General features: G+C 56.2%; 15 protein-coding genes. 9 read left to right on the top strand and 6 right to left on the bottom strand.

Translation table 11 applies throughout. The annotated features are described in order from the left end of the window. Positions 1-41 precede the first annotated feature (41 nt). From EYR88_RS01180 to hpaD, 4 genes are all read left to right on the top strand, one after another. Positions 42-1,544, top strand: coding sequence for a fumarylacetoacetate hydrolase family protein (locus EYR88_RS01180; protein WP_131087922.1), 1,503 nt, complete (start codon positions 42-44; stop codon positions 1,542-1,544). Continuing rightward, a complete protein-coding gene (locus EYR88_RS01175) occupies positions 1,544-2,203 on the top strand; it encodes a GntR family transcriptional regulator (RefSeq protein ID WP_131087921.1) in 660 nt (219 codons plus the stop codon). Before EYR88_RS01180 ends, EYR88_RS01175 begins: the two co-directional genes overlap by 1 nt. 77 nt (positions 2,204-2,280) lie before the next feature. Continuing rightward, the gene (gene hpaE / locus EYR88_RS01170) at positions 2,281-3,774 is read left to right on the top strand and encodes a 5-carboxymethyl-2-hydroxymuconate semialdehyde dehydrogenase (protein ID WP_131087920.1); all 1,494 of its coding nucleotides are present in this window, start codon (positions 2,281-2,283) and stop codon (positions 3,772-3,774) included. Between the two features lie 34 nt (positions 3,775-3,808). Continuing rightward, complete coding sequence (gene hpaD, locus EYR88_RS01165; RefSeq protein ID WP_242632424.1) at positions 3,809-4,918, top strand: 3,4-dihydroxyphenylacetate 2,3-dioxygenase; 1,110 nt, start codon at positions 3,809-3,811, stop codon at positions 4,916-4,918. 158 nt (positions 4,919-5,076) lie between these two features. On the opposite strand, the gene EYR88_RS01160 is transcribed toward hpaD, so the two are convergent. Beyond that, positions 5,077-5,787 (bottom strand): FadR/GntR family transcriptional regulator, encoded by a 711-nt coding sequence (locus EYR88_RS01160; protein WP_131087919.1) that lies wholly within the window; start codon positions 5,785-5,787, stop codon positions 5,077-5,079. A 153-nt stretch (positions 5,788-5,940) separates the two neighbouring features. On the opposite strand from EYR88_RS01160, the gene EYR88_RS01155 reads away from it, so the two are divergent. From EYR88_RS01155 to EYR88_RS01135, 5 genes are all read left to right on the top strand, one after another. Continuing rightward, complete coding sequence (locus tag EYR88_RS01155) at positions 5,941-7,302, top strand: SLC13 family permease (RefSeq protein WP_131087918.1); 1,362 nt, start codon at positions 5,941-5,943, stop codon at positions 7,300-7,302. A gap of 44 nt (positions 7,303-7,346) precedes the next feature. Then, positions 7,347-8,573 (top strand): CoA transferase, encoded by a 1,227-nt coding sequence (locus EYR88_RS01150; RefSeq protein WP_131087917.1) that lies wholly within the window; start codon positions 7,347-7,349, stop codon positions 8,571-8,573. After that, entirely contained in the window at positions 8,574-10,082 is a 1,509-nt protein-coding gene (locus tag EYR88_RS01145) for a carboxyl transferase domain-containing protein (protein ID WP_131087916.1), read from the top strand. It begins immediately after the preceding gene. A 94-nt stretch (positions 10,083-10,176) separates the two neighbouring features. Then, positions 10,177-11,817: an ABC-F family ATP-binding cassette domain-containing protein gene (locus EYR88_RS01140; protein ID WP_131087915.1), complete on the top strand. Its 1,641-nt coding sequence runs from the start codon at positions 10,177-10,179 to the stop codon at positions 11,815-11,817. Between the two features lie 128 nt (positions 11,818-11,945). Continuing rightward, complete coding sequence (locus EYR88_RS01135) at positions 11,946-13,043, top strand: acyl-CoA desaturase (RefSeq protein ID WP_131087914.1); 1,098 nt, start codon at positions 11,946-11,948, stop codon at positions 13,041-13,043. 80 nt (positions 13,044-13,123) lie between these two features. On the opposite strand, the gene EYR88_RS01130 is transcribed toward EYR88_RS01135, so the two are convergent. The 5 genes from EYR88_RS01130 to EYR88_RS01110 form a co-directional block, all read right to left on the bottom strand. Further along, on the bottom strand, positions 13,124-14,680 hold the full coding sequence (locus tag EYR88_RS01130; RefSeq protein WP_131087913.1) for an MFS transporter: 1,557 nt from the start codon (positions 14,678-14,680) through the stop codon (positions 13,124-13,126). 97 nt (positions 14,681-14,777) lie between these two features. Beyond that, positions 14,778-15,533: a TetR/AcrR family transcriptional regulator C-terminal domain-containing protein gene (locus tag EYR88_RS01125; RefSeq protein ID WP_131087912.1), complete on the bottom strand. Its 756-nt coding sequence runs from the start codon at positions 15,531-15,533 to the stop codon at positions 14,778-14,780. A 54-nt stretch (positions 15,534-15,587) separates the two neighbouring features. Then, the gene (locus tag EYR88_RS01120; RefSeq protein ID WP_131087911.1) at positions 15,588-16,577 is read right to left on the bottom strand and encodes a hypothetical protein; all 990 of its coding nucleotides are present in this window, start codon (positions 16,575-16,577) and stop codon (positions 15,588-15,590) included. A 104-nt stretch (positions 16,578-16,681) separates the two neighbouring features. Next, the gene (locus EYR88_RS01115; protein ID WP_242632423.1) at positions 16,682-17,593 is read right to left on the bottom strand and encodes a sugar ABC transporter permease; all 912 of its coding nucleotides are present in this window, start codon (positions 17,591-17,593) and stop codon (positions 16,682-16,684) included. Beyond that, positions 17,593-19,182: an ABC transporter permease subunit gene (locus EYR88_RS01110; RefSeq protein WP_131087910.1), complete on the bottom strand. Its 1,590-nt coding sequence runs from the start codon at positions 19,180-19,182 to the stop codon at positions 17,593-17,595. The genes EYR88_RS01115 and EYR88_RS01110 overlap by 1 nt, the downstream gene beginning before the upstream one ends. Between the last annotated feature and the right edge of the window lie 51 nt (positions 19,183-19,233).

Below are 19,233 nucleotides of genomic sequence, written 5' to 3'. Positions count from 1 at the left end.
GATGTACGACATGATCCATGACGAAAGTAGGACGATCAACGGTGACCACTACTGTTCCAGTAACCGATCAGACCTTCGCTCAGGCAGGTAAAGTTCTGGCTGTTCACCTGAGCTACTCCTCGCGTGCAGCCCAGCGCGGGCGCACCCCGAAGTTCCCTAGTTACTTCATGAAAGCGTCAAGCTCCTTAGCTGCCACCAACGGAAGTGTTGAGCGACCTGCCGGCACCGAGCTCTTGGCCTTTGAAGGCGAAATCGCACTGATCATCGGCACCGCTGCCCGCCGTGTTTCGGTTCAGGACGCATGGAGCCACGTTGGTTGGGTTACTGCTTCTAACGACCTCGGTGTCCATGACATGAAGTACGCCGACAAGGGATCCAATATCCGTTCTAAGTCCGGTGACGGATACACACCAGTTGGTCCCAGCCTGTTGGAAGCGGCCTCACTGGATCCGGCTAAGCTACGCGTTCAAACCTGGGTTAACGGTCAGCTCGCGCAGGACGCCTCCACCTCAGAACTGCTCTTCTCCTTTGCACAAATCATCGCTGATCTCTCCCAACAGATGACCCTGCGGCCAGGAGACATCATCCTCACTGGCACCCCTGCCGGCTCTACCGTCTTCTTCCCAGGCGATGTGGTCGAGGTTGAGGTCACTGATCTGATCACCGGCACCACCACCGGAAAGCTTAAGACCACGGCTACCGAGGGAACTTCAGCTTTTGCGCCTTTCGGAAACCAGCCAAAGCTCACCGAACAAGACAAGGAAGACGCGTACGGTGACCGTGCTTCGGCCGGCCTGCCACCAGTGATCAGCGGCAAAGACGTGCTCACCGACTCGGTGCGCGAACAACTCGCCTCGGTTGCTACCGCCACTTTGTCCGCCACTTTGCGCAAGCGCGGACTGAACAACGTGAACATCGAAGTACCAGGTGCCACCAAGGGCATGCAACGCGTGATCGGCACCGCCCGCACCCTGCGTTATATCCCCAACCGTGAAGATCTCTTCAAAGCTCACGGTGCCGGCTACAACATTCAGAAGCAGTCCATTGACTCACTGAATAACGGCGAAATTCTTGTGATGGAAGCCCGCGGGGAGACTGGTTCGGCCACCTTGGGCGATATTTTGGCCCTGCGCTCTCAGCAGCTTGGTGCAGCCGGCATCATCTCCGATGGTGGTGTGCGTGACCTTGACGCGGTATCCAACCTAGATATCCCGGTCTTCTACAACGGCGCCCACCCAGCAGTGTTGGGGCGCAAACATGTGGCTTGGGACAAAGACATCACCGTGGCCTGCGGTGGCGTATCAGTCCAGCCAGGCGATGTGATCGTTGCAGACTCAGACGGCATTGTGGTCATCCCACCAGCAATGGTTCAAGAAGTTGCCGCAGAAGCGGTAGTCACCGAGTCCAATGATGAATTCATTTTCGCCATGGTCAAACGTGGCTACGGCATTGAAGGCCTGTTCCCAATGAATGCTGAGTGGAAAGCCAAGTACAACGCTTGGCAAGAAGCAGGATGCCCGGAGCTAGATTCATGGTCACTCTAATGACTGCTTCGAAGTCCGAGGTCGCTTACCAACTGGTTTCAGAGCGAATCAACACCGGCGCCTACTCCCCCGGGTACCGTCTGGTGCTTGGCACTATTGCCGAAGAACTTGGCTGCTCGGTAGTACCGGTACGCGAAGCAATTCGCCGGCTAGAAGCTGAAGGGCTAGTTCACTTCACTCGAAATGTCGGAGCCACGGTGGCCCAGGTTGATTCCACCCTCTACCTGCACACCATGCAGACGCTGATGATTATTGAGCCTGCGGCAACCGCGCTAGCCGCCGATGCCATGGACGCCGCGTGGCTGTCCAAGGCCCGAGCGCTGAACGAAAAAATGCGTCAATGCTTGGAAGATTTTGATCCGGTAGCTTTCACCCGCATGAACACCGAGTTCCACCAGCTGCTCTACGGCCAGTGCCCCAACCCGCACATTCTTGATCTAGTGCAGCGCGGATGGCGCCGACTTGCAGCGATGCGTGCCAGCAGCTTCACACACATCCCGTACCGTGCCCGCGAATCGGTCAAGGAACACGACGCGCTACTGGATTTGATTGAAGGCCATGCAACCCCTGCTCAGATCGAAGCTGCCTGCCGTGAGCACCGAGCCCACACGCTGAACAGTTATTTGAAGGCCGCGGGCATGGAGCCCAGCGCCATCTGATCCTCACAAGAAATTCTTCTGACACACCGGCACTAACGCCGGAATCACCATCATCACCGAGCACGAAAGGAATTGCCATGAGCAAGCACTTCGTACCAGAACACCTGCCAACTCACCTGCAGCACTACATTGACGGCGTATTTGTTGACTCCAAAGGCGGAGCAACCTTCGACGTTCAAGAACCGGTCACCAATCAGAATTACGCCACCGCAGCTTCTGCTCAGCCAGAAGACGTGGATCTGGCAGTCGCTGCCGCCAAGAAGGCCTTCAAGGAAGGACCTTGGTCCAAGATGCTTCCGCGCGAACGTTCGCGGGTACTGCATAAGATCGCTGACATCGTTGAGTCCCGCGATGACGAGTTGGCTCTGCTTGAGTCCTACGACTCCGGTCTGCCTATCACCCAGGCCAAGGGTCAGGCCCGCCGGGCGGCAGAGAACTTCCGCTTCTTCGCTGACCTGATCGTGGCTCAGGTAGATAATTCCTTCCGCGTGCCAGGGCGCCAGATGAACTATGTGAACCGCAAGCCAATTGGCGTGGCCGCACTGATCACCCCATGGAACGTTCCGTTCATGCAGGAATCTTGGAAGCTCGCTCCGGCCATCGCTACCGGCAACTCCGTGGTGATGAAGCCTGCCAGCTACACGCCACTTTCTGCTGGCCTGTGGCCTGGGATCTTCCGCGAAGCAGGCCTGCCTGAAGGCGTTTTTAACCTGATCTTCGGCTCCGGCTCTGTGGCCGGAGACTACCTGGTCAAGCACCCAGATGTGCCACTGGTTTCCTTCACCGGAGATTCCTCCACCGGCGCCACCATCTCCACCGCGGCTGCCCCGTTCTTCAAGGGCCTGTCCCTGGAGCTAGGCGGCAAGTCCCCGGCAGTGGTCTTCGCCGACGCTGATTTGGATGCGGCCCTGGATGCCACCGTCTTCGGCGTGTTCTCGCTGAACGGCGAGCGCTGCACCGCCGGCTCCCGCGTGCTGGTCCAGCGCGATATCTATGATGATTTTGTTGCCAAGTTCGCAGAACGCGCCAAAAACATCCGTGTGGGCCTGCCAAGCGATCCGAAGACCGAGGTCGGCTCGCTGGTGCACCCTAAGCATTTCGAGAAGGTCATGAGCTACATCGAAATCGGCAAGAAGGAAGGCCGCCTGCTGGCCGGTGGCGGCCGTGCCGAAGGCTTCGAAGAGGGCAATTACGTTGCCCCTACCGTTTTCGCCGATGTCGCCCCTGATGCACAGATCTTCCAGGAAGAAATCTTCGGCCCAGTGGTAGCCATTACCCCGTTCGACACCGACGAGGAAGCGCTGGAGCTGGCCAACAACACCAAGTACGGCCTGGCCGCCTACGTATGGACTTCCAATTTGAAGCGCGCGCACAACTTCGCGCACCAGATCGAGTCCGGCATGGTGTGGCTGAACTCGAACAACGTCCGCGACCTGCGCACCCCATTCGGCGGTGTGAAGGCTTCGGGTCTGGGACGCGAAGGTGGCTACCGTTCGGTGGACTTCTACACCACTCAACAGTCCATCCAGATCACCCTGAACGAAGCCCACTCCCCTAAGTTCGGCGTCTAACTCGTACTTTGATTGTTTGCAAAGGAGCAACAACATGAGCAAAGAGATTTCTAACCCAATCCCTACCCCTTCTCTTCCAGCGCCGGATATTCTGCGCTGCGCCTACGCCGAACTGGTGGTCACCGACCTGGCCGCCTCGCGCAAGTTCTACGTGGACGTACTAGGCCTTCATGTTTCTTATGAAGATGAGAACCAGATCTACCTGCGTTCCTTCGAGGAATTCATTCACCACAACTTGGTACTCACCAAGGGGCCGGTGGCAGCGCTCAAAGCGATGGCATTCCGTGTACGCTCCACCGAAGAAGTGGATAAGGCCGAGGCTTACTACAAGGAACTGGGCTGTCGCACCGAACGCCGCAAAGAAGGCTTCGTCAAGGGCATCGGCGACGCCGTGCGTGTGGAAGATCCACTGGGCTTCCCTTACGAGTTCTTCTTCGAAACCACCCACGTTGAGCGCCTACACATGCGTTACGACCTGTACTCGGCTGGAGAATTGGTTCGTCTGGACCACTTCAACCAGGTCACCCCAGATGTGCCCCGCGGACGTAAGTACCTGGAAAACTTGGGCTTCACCGTCACCGAGGACATTCAGGACCAAGAAGGCACCACCTACGCGGCCTGGATGCAGCGTAAGGGTACCGTGCATGACACCGCGCTCACCGGTGGTGATGGACCACGTCTGCACCACGTAGCTTTCTCCACTCACGAAAAGCACAACATCATTCAGATCTGCGACAAGATGGGTGCACTGCGCATCTCGGATCGCATCGAGCGCGGCCCAGGCCGTCACGGTGTCTCCAATGCGTTCTACCTGTACATCTTGGATCCAGATGATCACCGCATCGAGATTTACACGCAGGACTACTACACCGGCGATCCAGACAACCCGGTCATCACCTGGGATGTGCACGATAACCAGCGCCGCGACTGGTGGGGCAACCCGGTTGTACCGTCCTGGTACACCGAAGCTTCCAAAGTCTTGGATCTGGACGGCAACGTTCAGGAAGTCATCGCCCGCACCGATGACTCGGAGATGGCGGTGACCGTCGGCGCCGACGGCTTCTCCTACACTCGCGAAAAAGATGAAGACGGCACCTACCGAGGTGAGCCGTCGAAGGGCTTCAAGCTGGGCAACCAGGTATAGGCCACAACATTGAAAAGACTCCTGTGAGACAACGTCATCTCGTTATCCCACGGGAGTCTTCGCGTTTGAAGCACGTGGAGCTGTAGCCCGCGCGCTAAATCCGAATCAGGTGACCGTCTGGATCTGCGCCGGCATTAGATACTCAACAACCCGCTGACCTAGGAAAGATCCTTAAGCAACGCAACGTCGGAAACCATCTCGATGTGCTCTTGCATCGCAACCGCAGCACCCTGAGAATCACCATCTCGGATTGCCTCAGCAATTTTCCGATGCGACTCCAAAGACCGCTCCGGACGCCCGGGCTGACCCAGAGATTCCAGACGCGTTTCTAGCACCATCTCGGAAATAAAAGTCATCAGCTTCTGTAGAACCGCAGACTTTGCGGCCCTCGTAATTGCCTCGTGGAAAAGTTCGTCACCCTTCTCACCTCGGCCGCCATTAGCAATTTCTTCACCCATGACATCCAGGGCTTGGTTGATGCTTTTGAGGTCCTCTTCGGTACGTCGTTCGGCCGCCAGCGATGCCAACTTCACTTCGAGGGTGCTTCGGGCTTCGACAATTTCGGGAAGCCTATTTTCGTGTTCGCGTAGCTCCCGCAACACTGTGGCCACACTCGGTCGATACACCAAGACGGCACCGGTTCCGTGCTTTACGTCAATGACGCCCAAGACCTCCAACGCCACAAGCGCTTGAGCCAACGTTGCTCGGGAAACCCCAAGCTGGTCTGCTAATTCTCGCTCAGCTGGCAGGTGGTCACCGGCCCCGAGTTGCTCTTGTTCCACAAAGGCCAGGATCTGCTGCATGAGCTGTTCATAAAGCCTAGGGCGCTGCACTTTGGCAAAGCCCTTAGGCTTCTGGATCTCAGCCATGTTCACTCCTTTTTGATGTTTCTTAGCACCAACCTACACCGAAAATTGACTTGACAAGACACTCAGAGTCTAGGAGGCTAGGCCAGTGAGCCAGTGACGCTCGTCACATACAAACTACCTCGCTTTGCGGCCACCACGAAAAGGATATTCCACATGTCTGTCGCATTAGTTTCCATCATCATTCTGGCGGTGATGTTCATCGTCGCCACAATGTTCCCCATCAATATGGGGGCCCTGGCCTTCGTCGGAGCATTCCTGCTCGGCACTCTTTTCCTTGGCATGGATTCCAAAGAAATTCTCGCCAGTTTCCCTGGCGGTCTGTTCTTAACGTTGGTAGGCGTTACCTACCTCTTTGCCATAGCCCAAAATAACGGCACCATCGATATCTTGGTGGACAGAGCCGTGAAACTGGTGGACAGCCGCATTGCGCTGATTCCTTGGGTCATGTTTGTCATCACCGCAGCCATCACCGCCATTGGCGCCTTGGGCCCAGCGGCGGTTGCGATCATCGCACCTATCGCTTTGAACTTCGCGCAGCGCTACAAGATCAACCCACTGATGATGGGCATGCTCGTTGTACACGGCGCCCAGGCCGGCGGCTTCTCCCCTATCGCCGTCTACGGCGTCATCGTCAACGGCCTGATCGACAAGGCCGGTTTTGAATTCAGCCCGACCGCTTTGTTCCTGACCAGCTTTATTTTCAACCTGGCCATCGCCATTGTCCTCTTCCTCGTTTTGGGTGGACGTAAGCTTGCCGGCCAGCGCGCTGGTGCAATTGCTGAACGTGTTGCCGAAGCACGCTTAAGCGTTTCTGCCGGTGCCCATGCGGCAGACGTTGACTTCAAGGCCAGTGGCTCGGGAACCTACGGACCACGCGACCCAGCTGGCGACGGTGCCGCTCCGCATGCTCCGGGCCAGCGTTTTGGCCAGATGATGACCATCATCGGATTGATCGCCCTGGCAGTAATCGCTCTGGGCTTCAAGGTTGATGTTGGATTTGTTTCGATCACCATCGCTGTCTTCCTCGCACTGGTCAACCCGGCTGCACAAAAGGGTGCCGTCAACAAGATCAGCTGGTCTACCGTCTTGCTCATCTGCGGCATGCTCACCTTTGTTGGTGTCCTGGAAGAAGCCGGAACCATCAAGTACGTTTCTGACGGTGTGGCCAACCTTGGGGCACCATTGCTCGCCGGGCTACTGATTTGCTACATCGGCGCTGTGGTCTCCGCCTTCGCGTCCTCCACCGCCATCTTGGCAGCATTGATTCCACTGGCCATTCCATTCCTTGACAGCGGATCAATCAGCGCTACCGGATTGATCTGCGCGTTGGCCATCGCTTCGACCGTTGTTGACGTCTCGCCCTTCTCTACCAACGGTGCGCTGGTTCTTGCCAATGCTCCGGAAGGCACCGACAAGGACCGGTTCTACAAGCAGGTGCTTGGCTACGGCGGCATCATCGTTGTTGCAGGACCAATCTTGGCTTGGGCGCTGCTGGTACTTCCCGGTTGGCTCTAAACACTAATTCTCATTACTTACCTGCCATCTAAAGGAGGCTCCTCATGAGTTCAACTACGCAAACAGCTGCCACTTCGAGCCAAGGTGCCACCGGACCACTGAGCGGCTACGTTGTTCTGGACCTAACCCGTGCCTTGGCCGGCCCCCACGCCGGCATGATGATGGGCGACCTTGGCGCCAAGGTCATCAAGATCGAGACCGTCGGTACCGGAGATGACACCAGAAGTTGGGGTCCGCCCTTTGTTGGACCAGAAGATAACCGTCAGGCCACCTACTTCCTGTCGTGCAATCGCAATAAGCTCTCGCTGTCACTAAATCTGAAAGATGAAGAGCACAAAGCCAAGCTGGTTCAGTTGATCAAAAACAGCGATGTTCTGATGGAAAATTTCCGCACGGGCGTGCTGGACCGACTCGGCTTCAGCGTTGAGGTTCTTCACGAACTGAACCCGCGCTTGGTCATCTTGTCGATTACCGGTTTTGGCCACGACGGACCAGAAGCTCACCGCAGCGGTTACGATCAGATCCTTCAAGGTGAAGCTGGGCTCATGTCGATCACCGGTTCAGGCCCGGAAGATCCACAGAAGGTCGGTGTTCCCATCGCGGATCTGCTCTCCGGGATGTACGGAGCCTACGGCGCATTGGCCGCGCTACTTGAACGAGAAAAGACCGGACGCGGACAGGTAGTTCGCACCTCCCTGCTGGCCTCAATCATCGGTGTGCATGCGTTCCAAGGAACCCGTGCCACCGTGGCCGGACAAAATCCGAAGGCCATCGGTAATCACCACCCCTCGATCGCCCCGTACGGTTTGTACGCCTGTAAGGACTCGAAGGTTCAGATCAGCATCGGCAGCCAGAAGCTGTGGCAGAACTTCGCCAACTCTTTCGGTCTTCCTCCTGATGATCCACGCTTTGCCGATAACTCGGCCCGCGTGGAAAACCGTCCGGAACTGAACGTTTTGATCGAAGAAGCATTCGCTAGCTACACCGCGCAGGATCTGCTAGTCGCACTCGATGAAGCCGGGATTCCTTCGGGCAAGGTACGCAGCATCGAAGAAGTGTATGAGTGGGAACAGGTCAAGTCGCAAGGTCTGATCGTCGAAGTTGAGCATGAGGTCCTTGGCAAGATCAACCTTCCTGGCCCCCCGCTGCGTTTCTTTGACCCGGCCACGAATCAGGAAACCACACGCACCAAGCACAGCGCACCTCCAGTACTCAACGGTGACGCCGAAGAAATTGAGCAATGGCTACAGGCTCGAAAGGATGAAGCCTAGATGAGTACCCCAACGTTGCGCATCGACGCCGCGGCCCTGCTTGATATTGTGCTGGACGCTGATTCTTTTGAATCTTGGGATAAAAAGCCACAACAGCCACCGCTGAGCGCAGAATACGCGGCAGATCTTCAGGCGGCCGAAGCTAAAAGTGGCGCCGACGAAGCGGTTATTACCGGTAAGGGTCGGATCCACGGGCGCGAAGTGGCGGTCATCGTTTCTGAGTTCAAATTCCTTGCCGGTTCTATCGGGCAGGCAGCGGTACAGCGCATTGTGGCTGCGATTCAGCGGGCCACCGCGCAAAAGCTTCCGCTGCTCGCCGGACCAGCCTCCGGCGGTACCCGAATGCAGGAAGGCACACTGGCATTTTTGGGCATGGTCTCCATTACCGATGCGGTGCGTCGACATAAGGAAGCTGGCCTGCCTTACCTGGTGTACCTACGTCACCCCACCACCGGTGGTGTCATGGCTTCGTGGGGATCATTGGGGCATATCACCGTCGCTGAACCCGGAGCCCTGCTAGGCTTCCTGGGCCCGCGCGTCTACGAAGCACTTTATGATCAGACGTTCCCAGATGGCGTGCAGGTTTCAGAAAATCTGTTCCGTAAGGGACTGATTGATGCTGTCGTTCCGCCGCAGGAACTCTCCAGCTTGGTAGATCGTGCGTTGTCTATTTTGCAGGCAGCTCCGTCGGGCAATGAATTTCCGGCCCCGGCAGGTCAGCCGTATCTGCGCGAAAGCAAAGACGTCTGGGAATCGGTGATTGCTAGTCGCAACCCCCGTCGGCCCGATACTCGGATGCTGTTGGCATCTGCTGACGAGGCCTTGCCGCTGAACGGCACCGGCCAGGGTGAAAAGGATCCCGGCTTGATGCTTGCCCTGGCTCGCTTTGGCGACCAGGGGTGTGTGGTAATTGGGCAACAGCGTCCTCGGCACCCGGAGACAGCAAGTTTGGGTCCAGCGTCGTTACGTGAGGCACGACGAGGTATGCAGCTGGCTCAAGAATTGAACTTACCGTTGGTGACCATCATTGATACCACCGGAGCCGAGCTATCGGTGCAGTCAGAAGAAGGTGGGTTGGCCGGGGAAATCGCGCGATCGCTGAATGAACTCATTGGCCTGCGCGCCCCTTCGGTGTCAGTGCTCTTGGGCCAAGGAACTGGTGGCGCAGCGTTGGCACTGCTCCCGGCGGACCGCACCCTGGCTGCCGAAAATTCTTGGCTTTCGCCGTTGCCACCGGAAGGTGCCAGCGCGATCATTCACCGCACCACCGACAAGGCGGCCGATATGGCTCGCGGACAAAAGATCAGTGTTGCTTCATTGTGCGAGGCCGGACTAGTTGACCATGTAGTGGAGGAACAGATCGATGCGGCGAAGCGTCCTCGCGAATTCTGTCAGGAACTTGGCGCTGCAATTGCTGCCGAGATTTCGTTGGCGCGGGCTATTCCTGATGCCCATCGTTTGGCGCGTCGTCAGCTGAAGTTCCAGCGCATTGGTGAAGCTTCCGCCTAGGAAGTCATCACACAAAAGTGGTTCGAGCTCTTCTAATATGAGGGCTCGAACCACTCGTCTGTGTTCAAGCTGATTTCAAACTAGACTTAACGCCATGACTGCAACACTCGTGGCCAAAGACCTTTCTGGTGGCCACGCCCACCGAACCCTGTTTTCTCTTCTGAGCTTCACTGCCAGTACCTCGGATGTTTACGGAGTGGTGGGAGCCAACGGCGCAGGCAAATCAACTTTGCTCTCGCTGTTAGCCAAGGCAGCAACCCCACAGGCAGGAACGGTCAGCACCGCACCGGATTCTGCTTTTATCGGATGGCTTCCTCAGGAGCACGAAAGAATTCCTGGCGAAACGATCACCGGATATCTGGCTCGTCGCACTGGTTGCGCCGAGGCCACCGCACGCATGGAAGCCACGGCAGAAGACCTAGGTAGCGACAAGCCGGGCGCCGATGATGCCTACGCCAACGCTTTTGATCACTGGATGGCCTCCGGCGCCATGGACCTCGAGGACCGCATTCCTGAGGTGCTGGCCAAATTAGGTTTCACCCTGTCTTTAGAAACGGAAATGACAGCCCTTTCCGGCGGACAAGTAGCCCGAGTCGCTCTGGCAGCGCTACTGCTTTCTCGTTTTGACATCATCTTGCTTGATGAGCCCACCAACGACCTAGATCTCGCCGGACTTGAACTGCTTGAAGAGTTCATTAATTCCCTGCGCTCCCCGGTCATTCTGGTATCCCACGACCGCGAATTTTTAGCGCGTTGCACCACCGGCATCGTCGAATTGGACCTGGCCCAAAATAAGGTGGCCGTCTATGAGGGTGGCTATGACTCCTACCTCGCCGAACGTGCCATCAGCCGCACCCATGCCCGGGAAGCCTACGAGCAATTCGAAAATCAGAAAGCCGACCTCGTCTCCCGTGCCCGCACCCAGCGCGAGTGGTCTTCCCAAGGCGTACGTAACGCCATGCGTAAGGCGCCTGATAATGACAAGATCCGTCGTCGTGCCAATAGCGAGTCCTCAGAAAAGCAGGCCGCCAAGGTTCGCCAAATGGAATCTCGTATCGCCCGGCTGGATGAAGTTGATGAACCTCGCAAAGAGTGGGTACTGCAATTCTCGATTGCACCCGCACCGCGTGGCTCATCGGTGATGTGCACTTTGAACGAAGCGGCGCTACAGCAGGGCGACTATAACTTTGGTCCGGTCTCCGTGCAGGTTAATTCCGAGGACCGCATTGGCATCACCGGCCCCAATGGTGCCGGCAAGTCCACACTGCTGAACATGTTGCTCGGCAAGCTCTCCCCGGATCACGGCAGTGCTTCGTTGGGTAGCTCGGTGAGCATTGGCGAAATTGATCAGGCCCGTAGCCAGCTGCCAGGGGATCTGGCCTTGGGCATGGCTTTTGAACAAGCGGTCCCCGAGTATTCGTCAGCTGAAGTGCGCACCCTGCTGGCAAAGTTTGGGCTGAAGGCAGACCAATCCACTGCGCTGGTCAAGTCCTTGTCACCCGGCGAACGCACCCGCGCGTCGATGGCTCTACTGCAAGCGCGTGGCGTGAATCTGCTGGTGCTTGACGAGCCGACGAACCACTTGGATGTCCCGGCCATCGAGCAATTAGAAGAAGCCCTCGAAGCTTACGAAGGCGCGTTGCTGTTGGTCACCCACGACCGTAGGTTGCTGGAGAATGTCCGGCTTACAACCCGTTGGGAAATCTCCGATGGCCAACTCACCGTTGTCTATTAATACGGGAGAAGATCAAGGACATTTAGGGTTCGTTCACAGACGCATACCGTAGTCTTGAAGACATAGGAGCCGAGACTTTCCGTTCTTTCGACTGAGATGTCGCCAGCTACTTCAACTTAGGAAATTACTTGAGTAGCAGTTCCGTTCTTCAGAACTCCGCACCTACCACCAGGCCCGGAGACCCCAAGAGCTTTTTCCACGTTAAGAAACTCGTTCAGGATGCAGGTTTGTCCGGACGTCGTCGCGCCCATTACCTTGGCCTCGGATCAGTGCTGGTTATCCTTTTGGGTTCAGCCATTGCCGGGTCAATCCTCTTGGGCCACAGCTGGTTCCAGCTACTGATTGCTGCAGCGCTGGGAATCCTACTTACGCAATTTGCATTCCTCGCGCACGAAGCGGCCCACCGTCAGATCCTGTCCTCGGGCAAGACCAATGACAAGCTGGGCCAGTTCCTGGCCAATATCGTTGTGGGCATCAGCTACCAGTGGTGGATGAACAAGCACAACAAGCACCACGCGACTCCCAACACCATTGGCAAGGATCCCGACATCGAGTGGGACACCATCTCATTCCAGCCGGTTGATGCTCAGCGCCAGCGTGGAATCCTCAAGTGGATCACCGAGCGTCAGGGATACCTGTTCTTCCCATTGTTAACGATGGAAGGATTGAATCTTCATATTCAGTCAATCCGTTACTTGTTCACCGCTGATCGCGCCAAGCGCCGTAAGCGTGAGATCTGGGCTATCGCACTGCGTGTGGGACTGTATGTTGCACTGATTTTTGTCTTCCTTCCCGTTGGCATGGCGTTCGCTTTTATCGGCGTGCAGCTAGCTGTCTTCGGTATCTACATGGGCGCTTCATTCGCACCGAACCACAAGGGCATGCCTATGGTTCCGGGCGATGCTCGCATTGACTTCTTCTCACGTCAGGTACTGACCAGCCGTAACATCATGGCTCGCTCGTCGTGGGGCAACCGGATTCTCTCCCACCTGTTTGGTGGCTTGAATTACCAGGTGGAGCACCACCTGTTCCCTTCCATGCCACGTGCCAATCTTGCAGCAGTGTCCGACATCGTGCGTCAGTACTGCGCAGATCACCAGATCCCCTACACCGTGGCCAGCATGCGCGAATCCTACGCACAGGTGATCACTTACCTCAACAAGGTGGGCTTGTCCGCACGAGATCCTTTTGATTGCCCTTTGGTTTCTGGCTACCGCGTGAGCTAAGAACTATCTGCAGGCATTACCAATAAAGCGAGAGGACACTGACCAATTGGTCTGTCCTCTCGCTTTTCGCTTTGCTGCCCTTATGGCTGAGCGTCGGCAGGTTGGCTCGGCTTCTTAGGGCCAACAACCTCGATCGCACCAGTCACCGTGCATTGCGCACCTTCTTCAACCGGGATGTATTCTTCTCGCGTTGAGACGCGCTTGATGGTACGGCTTTGCCGTAAGTCAACGATGGCCACCAGCAGGGTTGCAATCACCAATACTGAGATCGCGACGAAGGATAATTCCATGGCCACTGAGTAGCCGGCAACGTGGTTCAAACCGTAGAAGATTGCGGTGATCACCGCGATGCCCACAGCAGTTCCCACACGTTGCGAAGTCTGCATCAGACCGCCGGCGCTGCCCGAATTGGCCACGGGCACTTCCATCAGGGTCAACGCCTGGTTGGGGGAAATGATGAAGCCTTGAGCAATACCGATAAAGGTCAGTGACAACAACATCCACCAGACGTTGAGGTTGCCTCGATCTTCGAAGAACACCACAGCAATCGTTGCAATCAAGCCCAACAACGCACTGAGCGTTCCCCCGATCAGCAGCTTGCGCCCCAGCGTGGTGGCATAACGGCCTGCAATATGAGAACTAAACGCCGAAAGCAAGGCAGCGGGTAAACAGATCAGGCCAGCTTCCAGTGCAGTGAAACCTTGGGAAGCTTGAACGTAGATGGCCACCAGCACCCACACGCTGGAGACACCCATGAAGTACAGTCCAGCAATGAGCGTACCGTTGGTGAAACTGCGAATTTTGAACAATCCCAGTTCCACCATTGGCTCACGGCCACGTTCTTTGTAATTTTTTTCCCACCAGATCCACACCAACAGCAACACGGCGGCTGCGAGAAGCAACCACCACAACATTGGATTTTCGCGGCCTTGAACAAAAGGTAGCAACAACGCAAAGATGCTCATCGCCAGCACCAGTCCACCCACTGGATCCAGATCGAGTTTTCCTGCTGGCTTGGTGAATAGTGGTTTGGGAAGCCACAAGAGAGCTAGGGTGATGGCGACTACGCCTACGGGAACGTTGATGAGGAAAGTCGAACGCCAGCCTGCATCCGCACCCAGCCAGTTGATCAATAGCCCACCGAGTACCGGACCAACGGCTACGGAGAATCCGACCACGGTGCCCAACAGTCCGTAGGCGCGTCCTCGGGCGGCACCGCGGAAGTGTTGCTGGATCATGCCCATAACTTGCGGGTTGAGCAGCCCTGATCCAATGCCCATGATAAATCGGACAACATTGAGCATCAGCGGATCAGCGGCGAACCCCGCCAAGATGCTGGCCACGGTAAAAATCGCGACACCGGCGACAAAGATGACACCTCGACCCAGCAGGTCACCGGCCCGTCCGGCGGCGACAAGAACCACGCCGAAGGTCAATGCATACCCGGCTAGAACCCACTGCATATCGGCTTCGCTGGCGTGCAACGTGGAACCGATGGACGGTAGCACGACGTTGACGATACTGACCGAGACCAGCGACATGAACATGGCAGCGAGCAGCACACCGAGCAAGCGCCAGCGGGCTGCCGGTGATAGTTCTCCGGACTCAGGTGGCGCTTCGGGTGGGCTCTGCGACATAGTGGGCAACTTTCAGCACATTTTTCGAGCCACAGGATCCTTTGGCTTTAGTCCCTACAGCGCAACTACGTCGCGGATTATTCCTTGACCAGAAGTTTTATGCTTGGTCAGTCTCGGATTGACGATTTTTCGACAAGCACTGTTCAATGGCAAGAATCCGAGTTTCGATAACTTCTTCAAAGAGCTCGTCACTATCCGGCGCAGGCAGTTCTAGTGCCTGACGCGCTAACGGTGCTGAAATCTCTGGGTAGGCATCAAGACGTTGAGCTGAGACAAGGTGGCTCAAGGAGTCCGAGTTCCCAGCTTCACGTCGGTCAAAGAAGTAATCAACGTGCAGGACAAATCCCAAAACGTCTCGTTCTAGCGCGCGAACCATGGTTACCGCTTGTTGCAGCGTCAGCCCGATTTCAACGTAGAAACGTAGTACACGCTCAATGAGTTCGGTGCGTCGTGGTCCGGGCGCGACATCTACCTTGTCGTCCCAGCTCATTTGGGATGCACGTGGGTAGGCGCGATAGGCAGTCCGCGTGGCGACGTAGGCCTGGCGGACTCCTTGCTTCCAGTTGGAAGAATCAAATTCAACCAGCGGGCTAATAGCTAGGAAGCGTTGCACTGCGAGGTTAACGACCTCTTGACGGTCCGCCACGTAGTTGTATAGGGCGCGGGGCGTAACACCAAAGTCGGAAGCCAGGCGGTGCATGGTCAGTGCTCCGTACCCTTCAGCACCAGCAATTTCCAGTGCCTTTTCGGCCAACAAATCTTTGCTTAAAGATGTGAACTCAGAATCTTTGCGGGGGCGTCCGCGTCCTCGCTTCGCCGTCGGCACGGGCGAAGTTTCCTTAATTTCGGCCATCTCATGAGGATATACGCAATATCGGAGTAAATACGTTTAGCACGCCCAATAGCACTAGAACAAAGCCAATAGCTTTCGTGCCCGCTCGTGCCACAGATCCGCAGCCACGGCCAAGTGGCCTGCCGCAAATGCCAAACCGCCAGCTAGCCAAGGCCACAGTAGAACTGCACCATAGGTACTCGGTAGCGAGGCGCTAAAGCCTGCGACAATCACCAGTATCCCGGTGACGACCAAGGCAATATGTGCACTCTTCCAGCGCAGTGGAAGCAAGATGGCCAGTACCACCAGCAACGCAGCCGGGGCCAAAATCATCCACACCGGACCTTCAAAACCCTGCAAGCCCTGGAAGGTAGTAAAGGCAACTGCAGCAGTGAGGAGCACCGCAGCGGTGATCATCCATCCTGGGTCTGGACGGGCCATGGAACCACGCATCATCAATAGTGGTGTGAATATCTGGGCCCACAACAATACAGTGACCGGGATGAAATACGCGGCCATAACTGAGCCGCCGCTGATACAAACAGCGCTCATCAGCAACGCCCCGATAACCTGAAGAATCAGCGACGTCACACCGCTAATTCGCAATGGGATCAAGCTCAACACAGCCGGGATAAACGCCAACCAGATCAGCTGCGCACCCATCACTTTTTCAAGCTCGGCCAGCCAGCCGCCGGGTGAATTCAGCCAACCAGTCAAACCAACCGGGCCAATCATCGCGTCGTGTGGCGGGGAGAAAAGAACCACCACTACGGTGATCAGCGACAAAGCAAAAATTGGCCAAGCCAGAATTCGAGTCAAGAAGTGCTTACCACTGCTCACTTCCAAATCTTCGGGTTCGGTGCGCTCGAACTTCATCGCTCTGACGGCAGGCTCCCCCAGCAGACTAATTAGTTCGCGCTTACGCCGTCCACCATCGGGCAGTCGTTTAATCTCGTCACGAGTTTGTTCAAGAACTTGCTTGCGTTCATCCTCGGAGAGGAAATCCAAGGCACGGCGAAGTTGCTCCAAGTAATTGCGGGCAGCACGTGGCAGGTTCTGGCTCATGGTTTTAACTTTACGTGGAGCGGGCAGCGCTAGAGCGCAATAATGCGGGGCAACGCCAGTGGCGTGCCCCGCATCGTCAATAGTTATTAGCGTCTAATCCTGCTTTATTTGCCAGCGCCGGCAGTCAATCCCCCGACAATGTACTTCTGCAAGAACAGGAACAATGCCATGACCGGCAACGCTGCAAGCACTGCACCGGCGGCAAAGACCGACCAGTTGGAAGTGAATTCTTCAGACACATAGGAGTAGAGCCCCACGGCCAGAGTCTGCTTTTCTGGAGAAACCAGAACGACAGAGGCCAGAACAAAGTCGCTGGTGCTAGAGATGAAGGACAACAGCCCCACCACGGCGAGAATCGGGGCAACCAGGCGAAGAATCATCGTGAAGAAAATGCGCGCATGGCTCGCACCGTCAATCTTGGCTGCTTCATCAATTTCCACCGGAACGGTGTTGAAGAAGCCGTACATCAGGTAAGTATTCACACCCAAGGCACCGCCAAGATAAACCATGATCAACGCGATCTGGTTATCAATTCCCAAGGCCGGGAACACATCGCCCAGGGAGGTCAGCAGAATAAAGATTGCCACTACAGCCAGCAGCTGCGGGAAGATCTGCACAACGAGCAAACTAACCAGACCTACTCGCCGGCCGGTGAAGCGCATACGCGAGAAGCTGTAGGCAGCTAGTGCTCCGAGGAAGACCGAAGCTACCGCCGTGGTTAGCCCGATGAACAGCGTGTTGGCGAACCAGGCTGCATAGGGTCGCTGCTCGTTGTGGAAGAGATCAATGTAGCTCTGTAGCCCGATGGTGCTGAAGAATCCGTTGGAGGAGAGCAAGGTTCCCTCGGGATTCAGCGATGCGGATAGTACGTACAGCAGTGGGAATGCCGCATAGATGCACAGGGCCACACCAATCAGGTGCCGCCATCCGGTGGTGGCGAACCACTTGCCAAAGGTTCGCCGAGCGGGCTTCGGGATGGAACGGAAAGTTGGTGTTGATGTCATGTCGGCGCTCATTAGTTCAGCTCCTCCAGTGCCTTGGTCTGCTTGAAACTGATAATTGAGATGATGGCAACGATCACGAAGATGATGATGGAGAACGCACTGGCCAAACCATAATCACGTTGGGATCCGACGAAGGCAACCTTATAAACCAATGAAATCAAGATGTCTGTTGCGCCGACGTTCAGCCCTGCGTCTTCCAAACGCGGACCACCTTCGGTGAGCATGTAGATGATGTTGAAGTTATTGAAGTTGAAGGCAAATGAGCTGATCAACAACGGAGCAACTGAGACCAGCAACAATGGCAACTTGATCAGACGGAAGATCTGCAAAGGCTTGGCACCGTCAATGGTGGCAGCTTCTGATAACTCCTGCGGGATGGACTGCAATGCGCCGGTACAGACCAAGAACATGTATGGGAAGCCGAGCCACAGGTTAACCCAGAGCACTGCGAACTTTGCGAGCCAGGGGTCGGTGAGCCATGGAATTTCCGCTCCGCCAAAGAGAACTTGGTTTACAAAGCCAAAGTCCTTGTTCAACATGCCTGCCCAGACCAGACCGCCCAAGAAGGCAGGGAATGCGTAGGGAAGAATTGAGATGACGCGGTAAATCTTGCGCCCCCTCATTCGCATGTCGTTGAAGACGATAGCCAGGAAAAGTCCCAAGAAGAAGGTGGAGGCTACCGAAAGGAACGCAAAGGCGAAGGTCCATACGGTCACCGAGAAGAGCGCGCCACGAATGGATGAGTCGGTGAAGGCACGGGTGAAGTTATCAAAGCCCACATTGATGGACCAGCCCGGCATCAGCTGCGAACCGTCCTCTGCGGTGAACGCGCCCACGCCAGTGTCTTTGTAGACGGTGCCCGTTTTCTGATCCGTCATCGTGTCAGCATTGCTGTCGTAGCTCAGTGATGAGGTGTACTGGTAGGCGGTTCGTCCGTCGCTGGTGCGCAGGGTGCCTTCAGCTGGATCATCGCTCAGTGCGACCTTCAGTGAGGTCACTTCCTCTTGGCGGCCCAAAAGATCAGCGAATTTTAGCTGTGTGTAGTTTTCTAGGCTGGCCGGATCAACCGGTGCAAAGGCGTCGTCCACGTCGCCTAGTAGCTGTTGGCCGTCACGTTCGATAACCATGGCCAGACCGTCAGCACCGTTGTACATCGTGACAGGGTAGCCAGGTGATCCAGCAACGCGTTCCTGGTTGGACTGCAAGAGTGAAGACACCGCGTCGGCTTTATCCGAGTTGTGCCCGGAGCCGTAGTTGGTGAACGCAATATAGCCGGTATAACCAATGACAAAAACTTGGAAGATAAGCAAGAAGATGGTGCCCGGAAGCAAGTACTTTGCAGGAAGCCAACCCTTTTTGAAGTAGACAACATTGATCACCACAGTGATCACTGCGATGACTGAGGCAATCAACCATGCTTCACGGCCGATAGCAGTGAAAATTGCAAAGAGCGCCGTCGCATCAACAAGTGCGACCAAAATGATCTTGATTAGCGTTGAGCCTAGGCTCGTGCTTGATGCATGAGCGAAGCGTTGTGCAGCTGGGGACAGCTTACGCTTGGGATCCTCAGTACTGTTCGGTGGTGCCTCAGGGGCTGTCATAGTCATCTTCCAGATGTGCCTGTCATTAAAATTCGTTCAGTGCTGGCCGGA

This window comes from Arthrobacter sp. S41 (genome assembly GCF_004320535.1).
GTDB lineage: Bacteria > Actinomycetota > Actinomycetes > Actinomycetales > Micrococcaceae > Glutamicibacter.
Note: the sequence above shows the minus strand (reverse complement) of the source record. Positions and strands in the feature narration are given on the sequence as shown.

What these genes read in the sequence shown, in the direction of transcription:
- EYR88_RS01175 (WP_131087921.1), top strand. Translation starts at nt 1,544, where the DNA reads ATGACTGCTTCGAAGTCCGAGGTCGCTTACCAACTGGTTTCAGAGCGA.
- hpaE (WP_131087920.1), top strand. Translation starts at nt 2,281, where the DNA reads ATGAGCAAGCACTTCGTACCAGAACACCTGCCAACTCACCTGCAGCAC.
- hpaD (WP_242632424.1), top strand. Translation starts at nt 3,809, where the DNA reads ATGAGCAAAGAGATTTCTAACCCAATCCCTACCCCTTCTCTTCCAGCG.
- EYR88_RS01160 (WP_131087919.1), bottom strand. Translation starts at nt 5,787, where the DNA reads ATGGCTGAGATCCAGAAGCCTAAGGGCTTTGCCAAAGTGCAGCGCCCT.
- EYR88_RS01155 (WP_131087918.1), top strand. Translation starts at nt 5,941, where the DNA reads ATGTCTGTCGCATTAGTTTCCATCATCATTCTGGCGGTGATGTTCATC.
- EYR88_RS01150 (WP_131087917.1), top strand. Translation starts at nt 7,347, where the DNA reads ATGAGTTCAACTACGCAAACAGCTGCCACTTCGAGCCAAGGTGCCACC.
- EYR88_RS01145 (WP_131087916.1), top strand. Translation starts at nt 8,574, where the DNA reads ATGAGTACCCCAACGTTGCGCATCGACGCCGCGGCCCTGCTTGATATT.
- EYR88_RS01140 (WP_131087915.1), top strand. Translation starts at nt 10,177, where the DNA reads ATGACTGCAACACTCGTGGCCAAAGACCTTTCTGGTGGCCACGCCCAC.
- EYR88_RS01130 (WP_131087913.1), bottom strand. Translation starts at nt 14,680, where the DNA reads ATGTCGCAGAGCCCACCCGAAGCGCCACCTGAGTCCGGAGAACTATCA.
- EYR88_RS01125 (WP_131087912.1), bottom strand. Translation starts at nt 15,533, where the DNA reads ATGGCCGAAATTAAGGAAACTTCGCCCGTGCCGACGGCGAAGCGAGGA.
- EYR88_RS01120 (WP_131087911.1), bottom strand. Translation starts at nt 16,577, where the DNA reads ATGAGCCAGAACCTGCCACGTGCTGCCCGCAATTACTTGGAGCAACTT.
- EYR88_RS01115 (WP_242632423.1), bottom strand. Translation starts at nt 17,593, where the DNA reads ATGAGCGCCGACATGACATCAACACCAACTTTCCGTTCCATCCCGAAG.
- EYR88_RS01110 (WP_131087910.1), bottom strand. Translation starts at nt 19,182, where the DNA reads ATGACAGCCCCTGAGGCACCACCGAACAGTACTGAGGATCCCAAGCGT.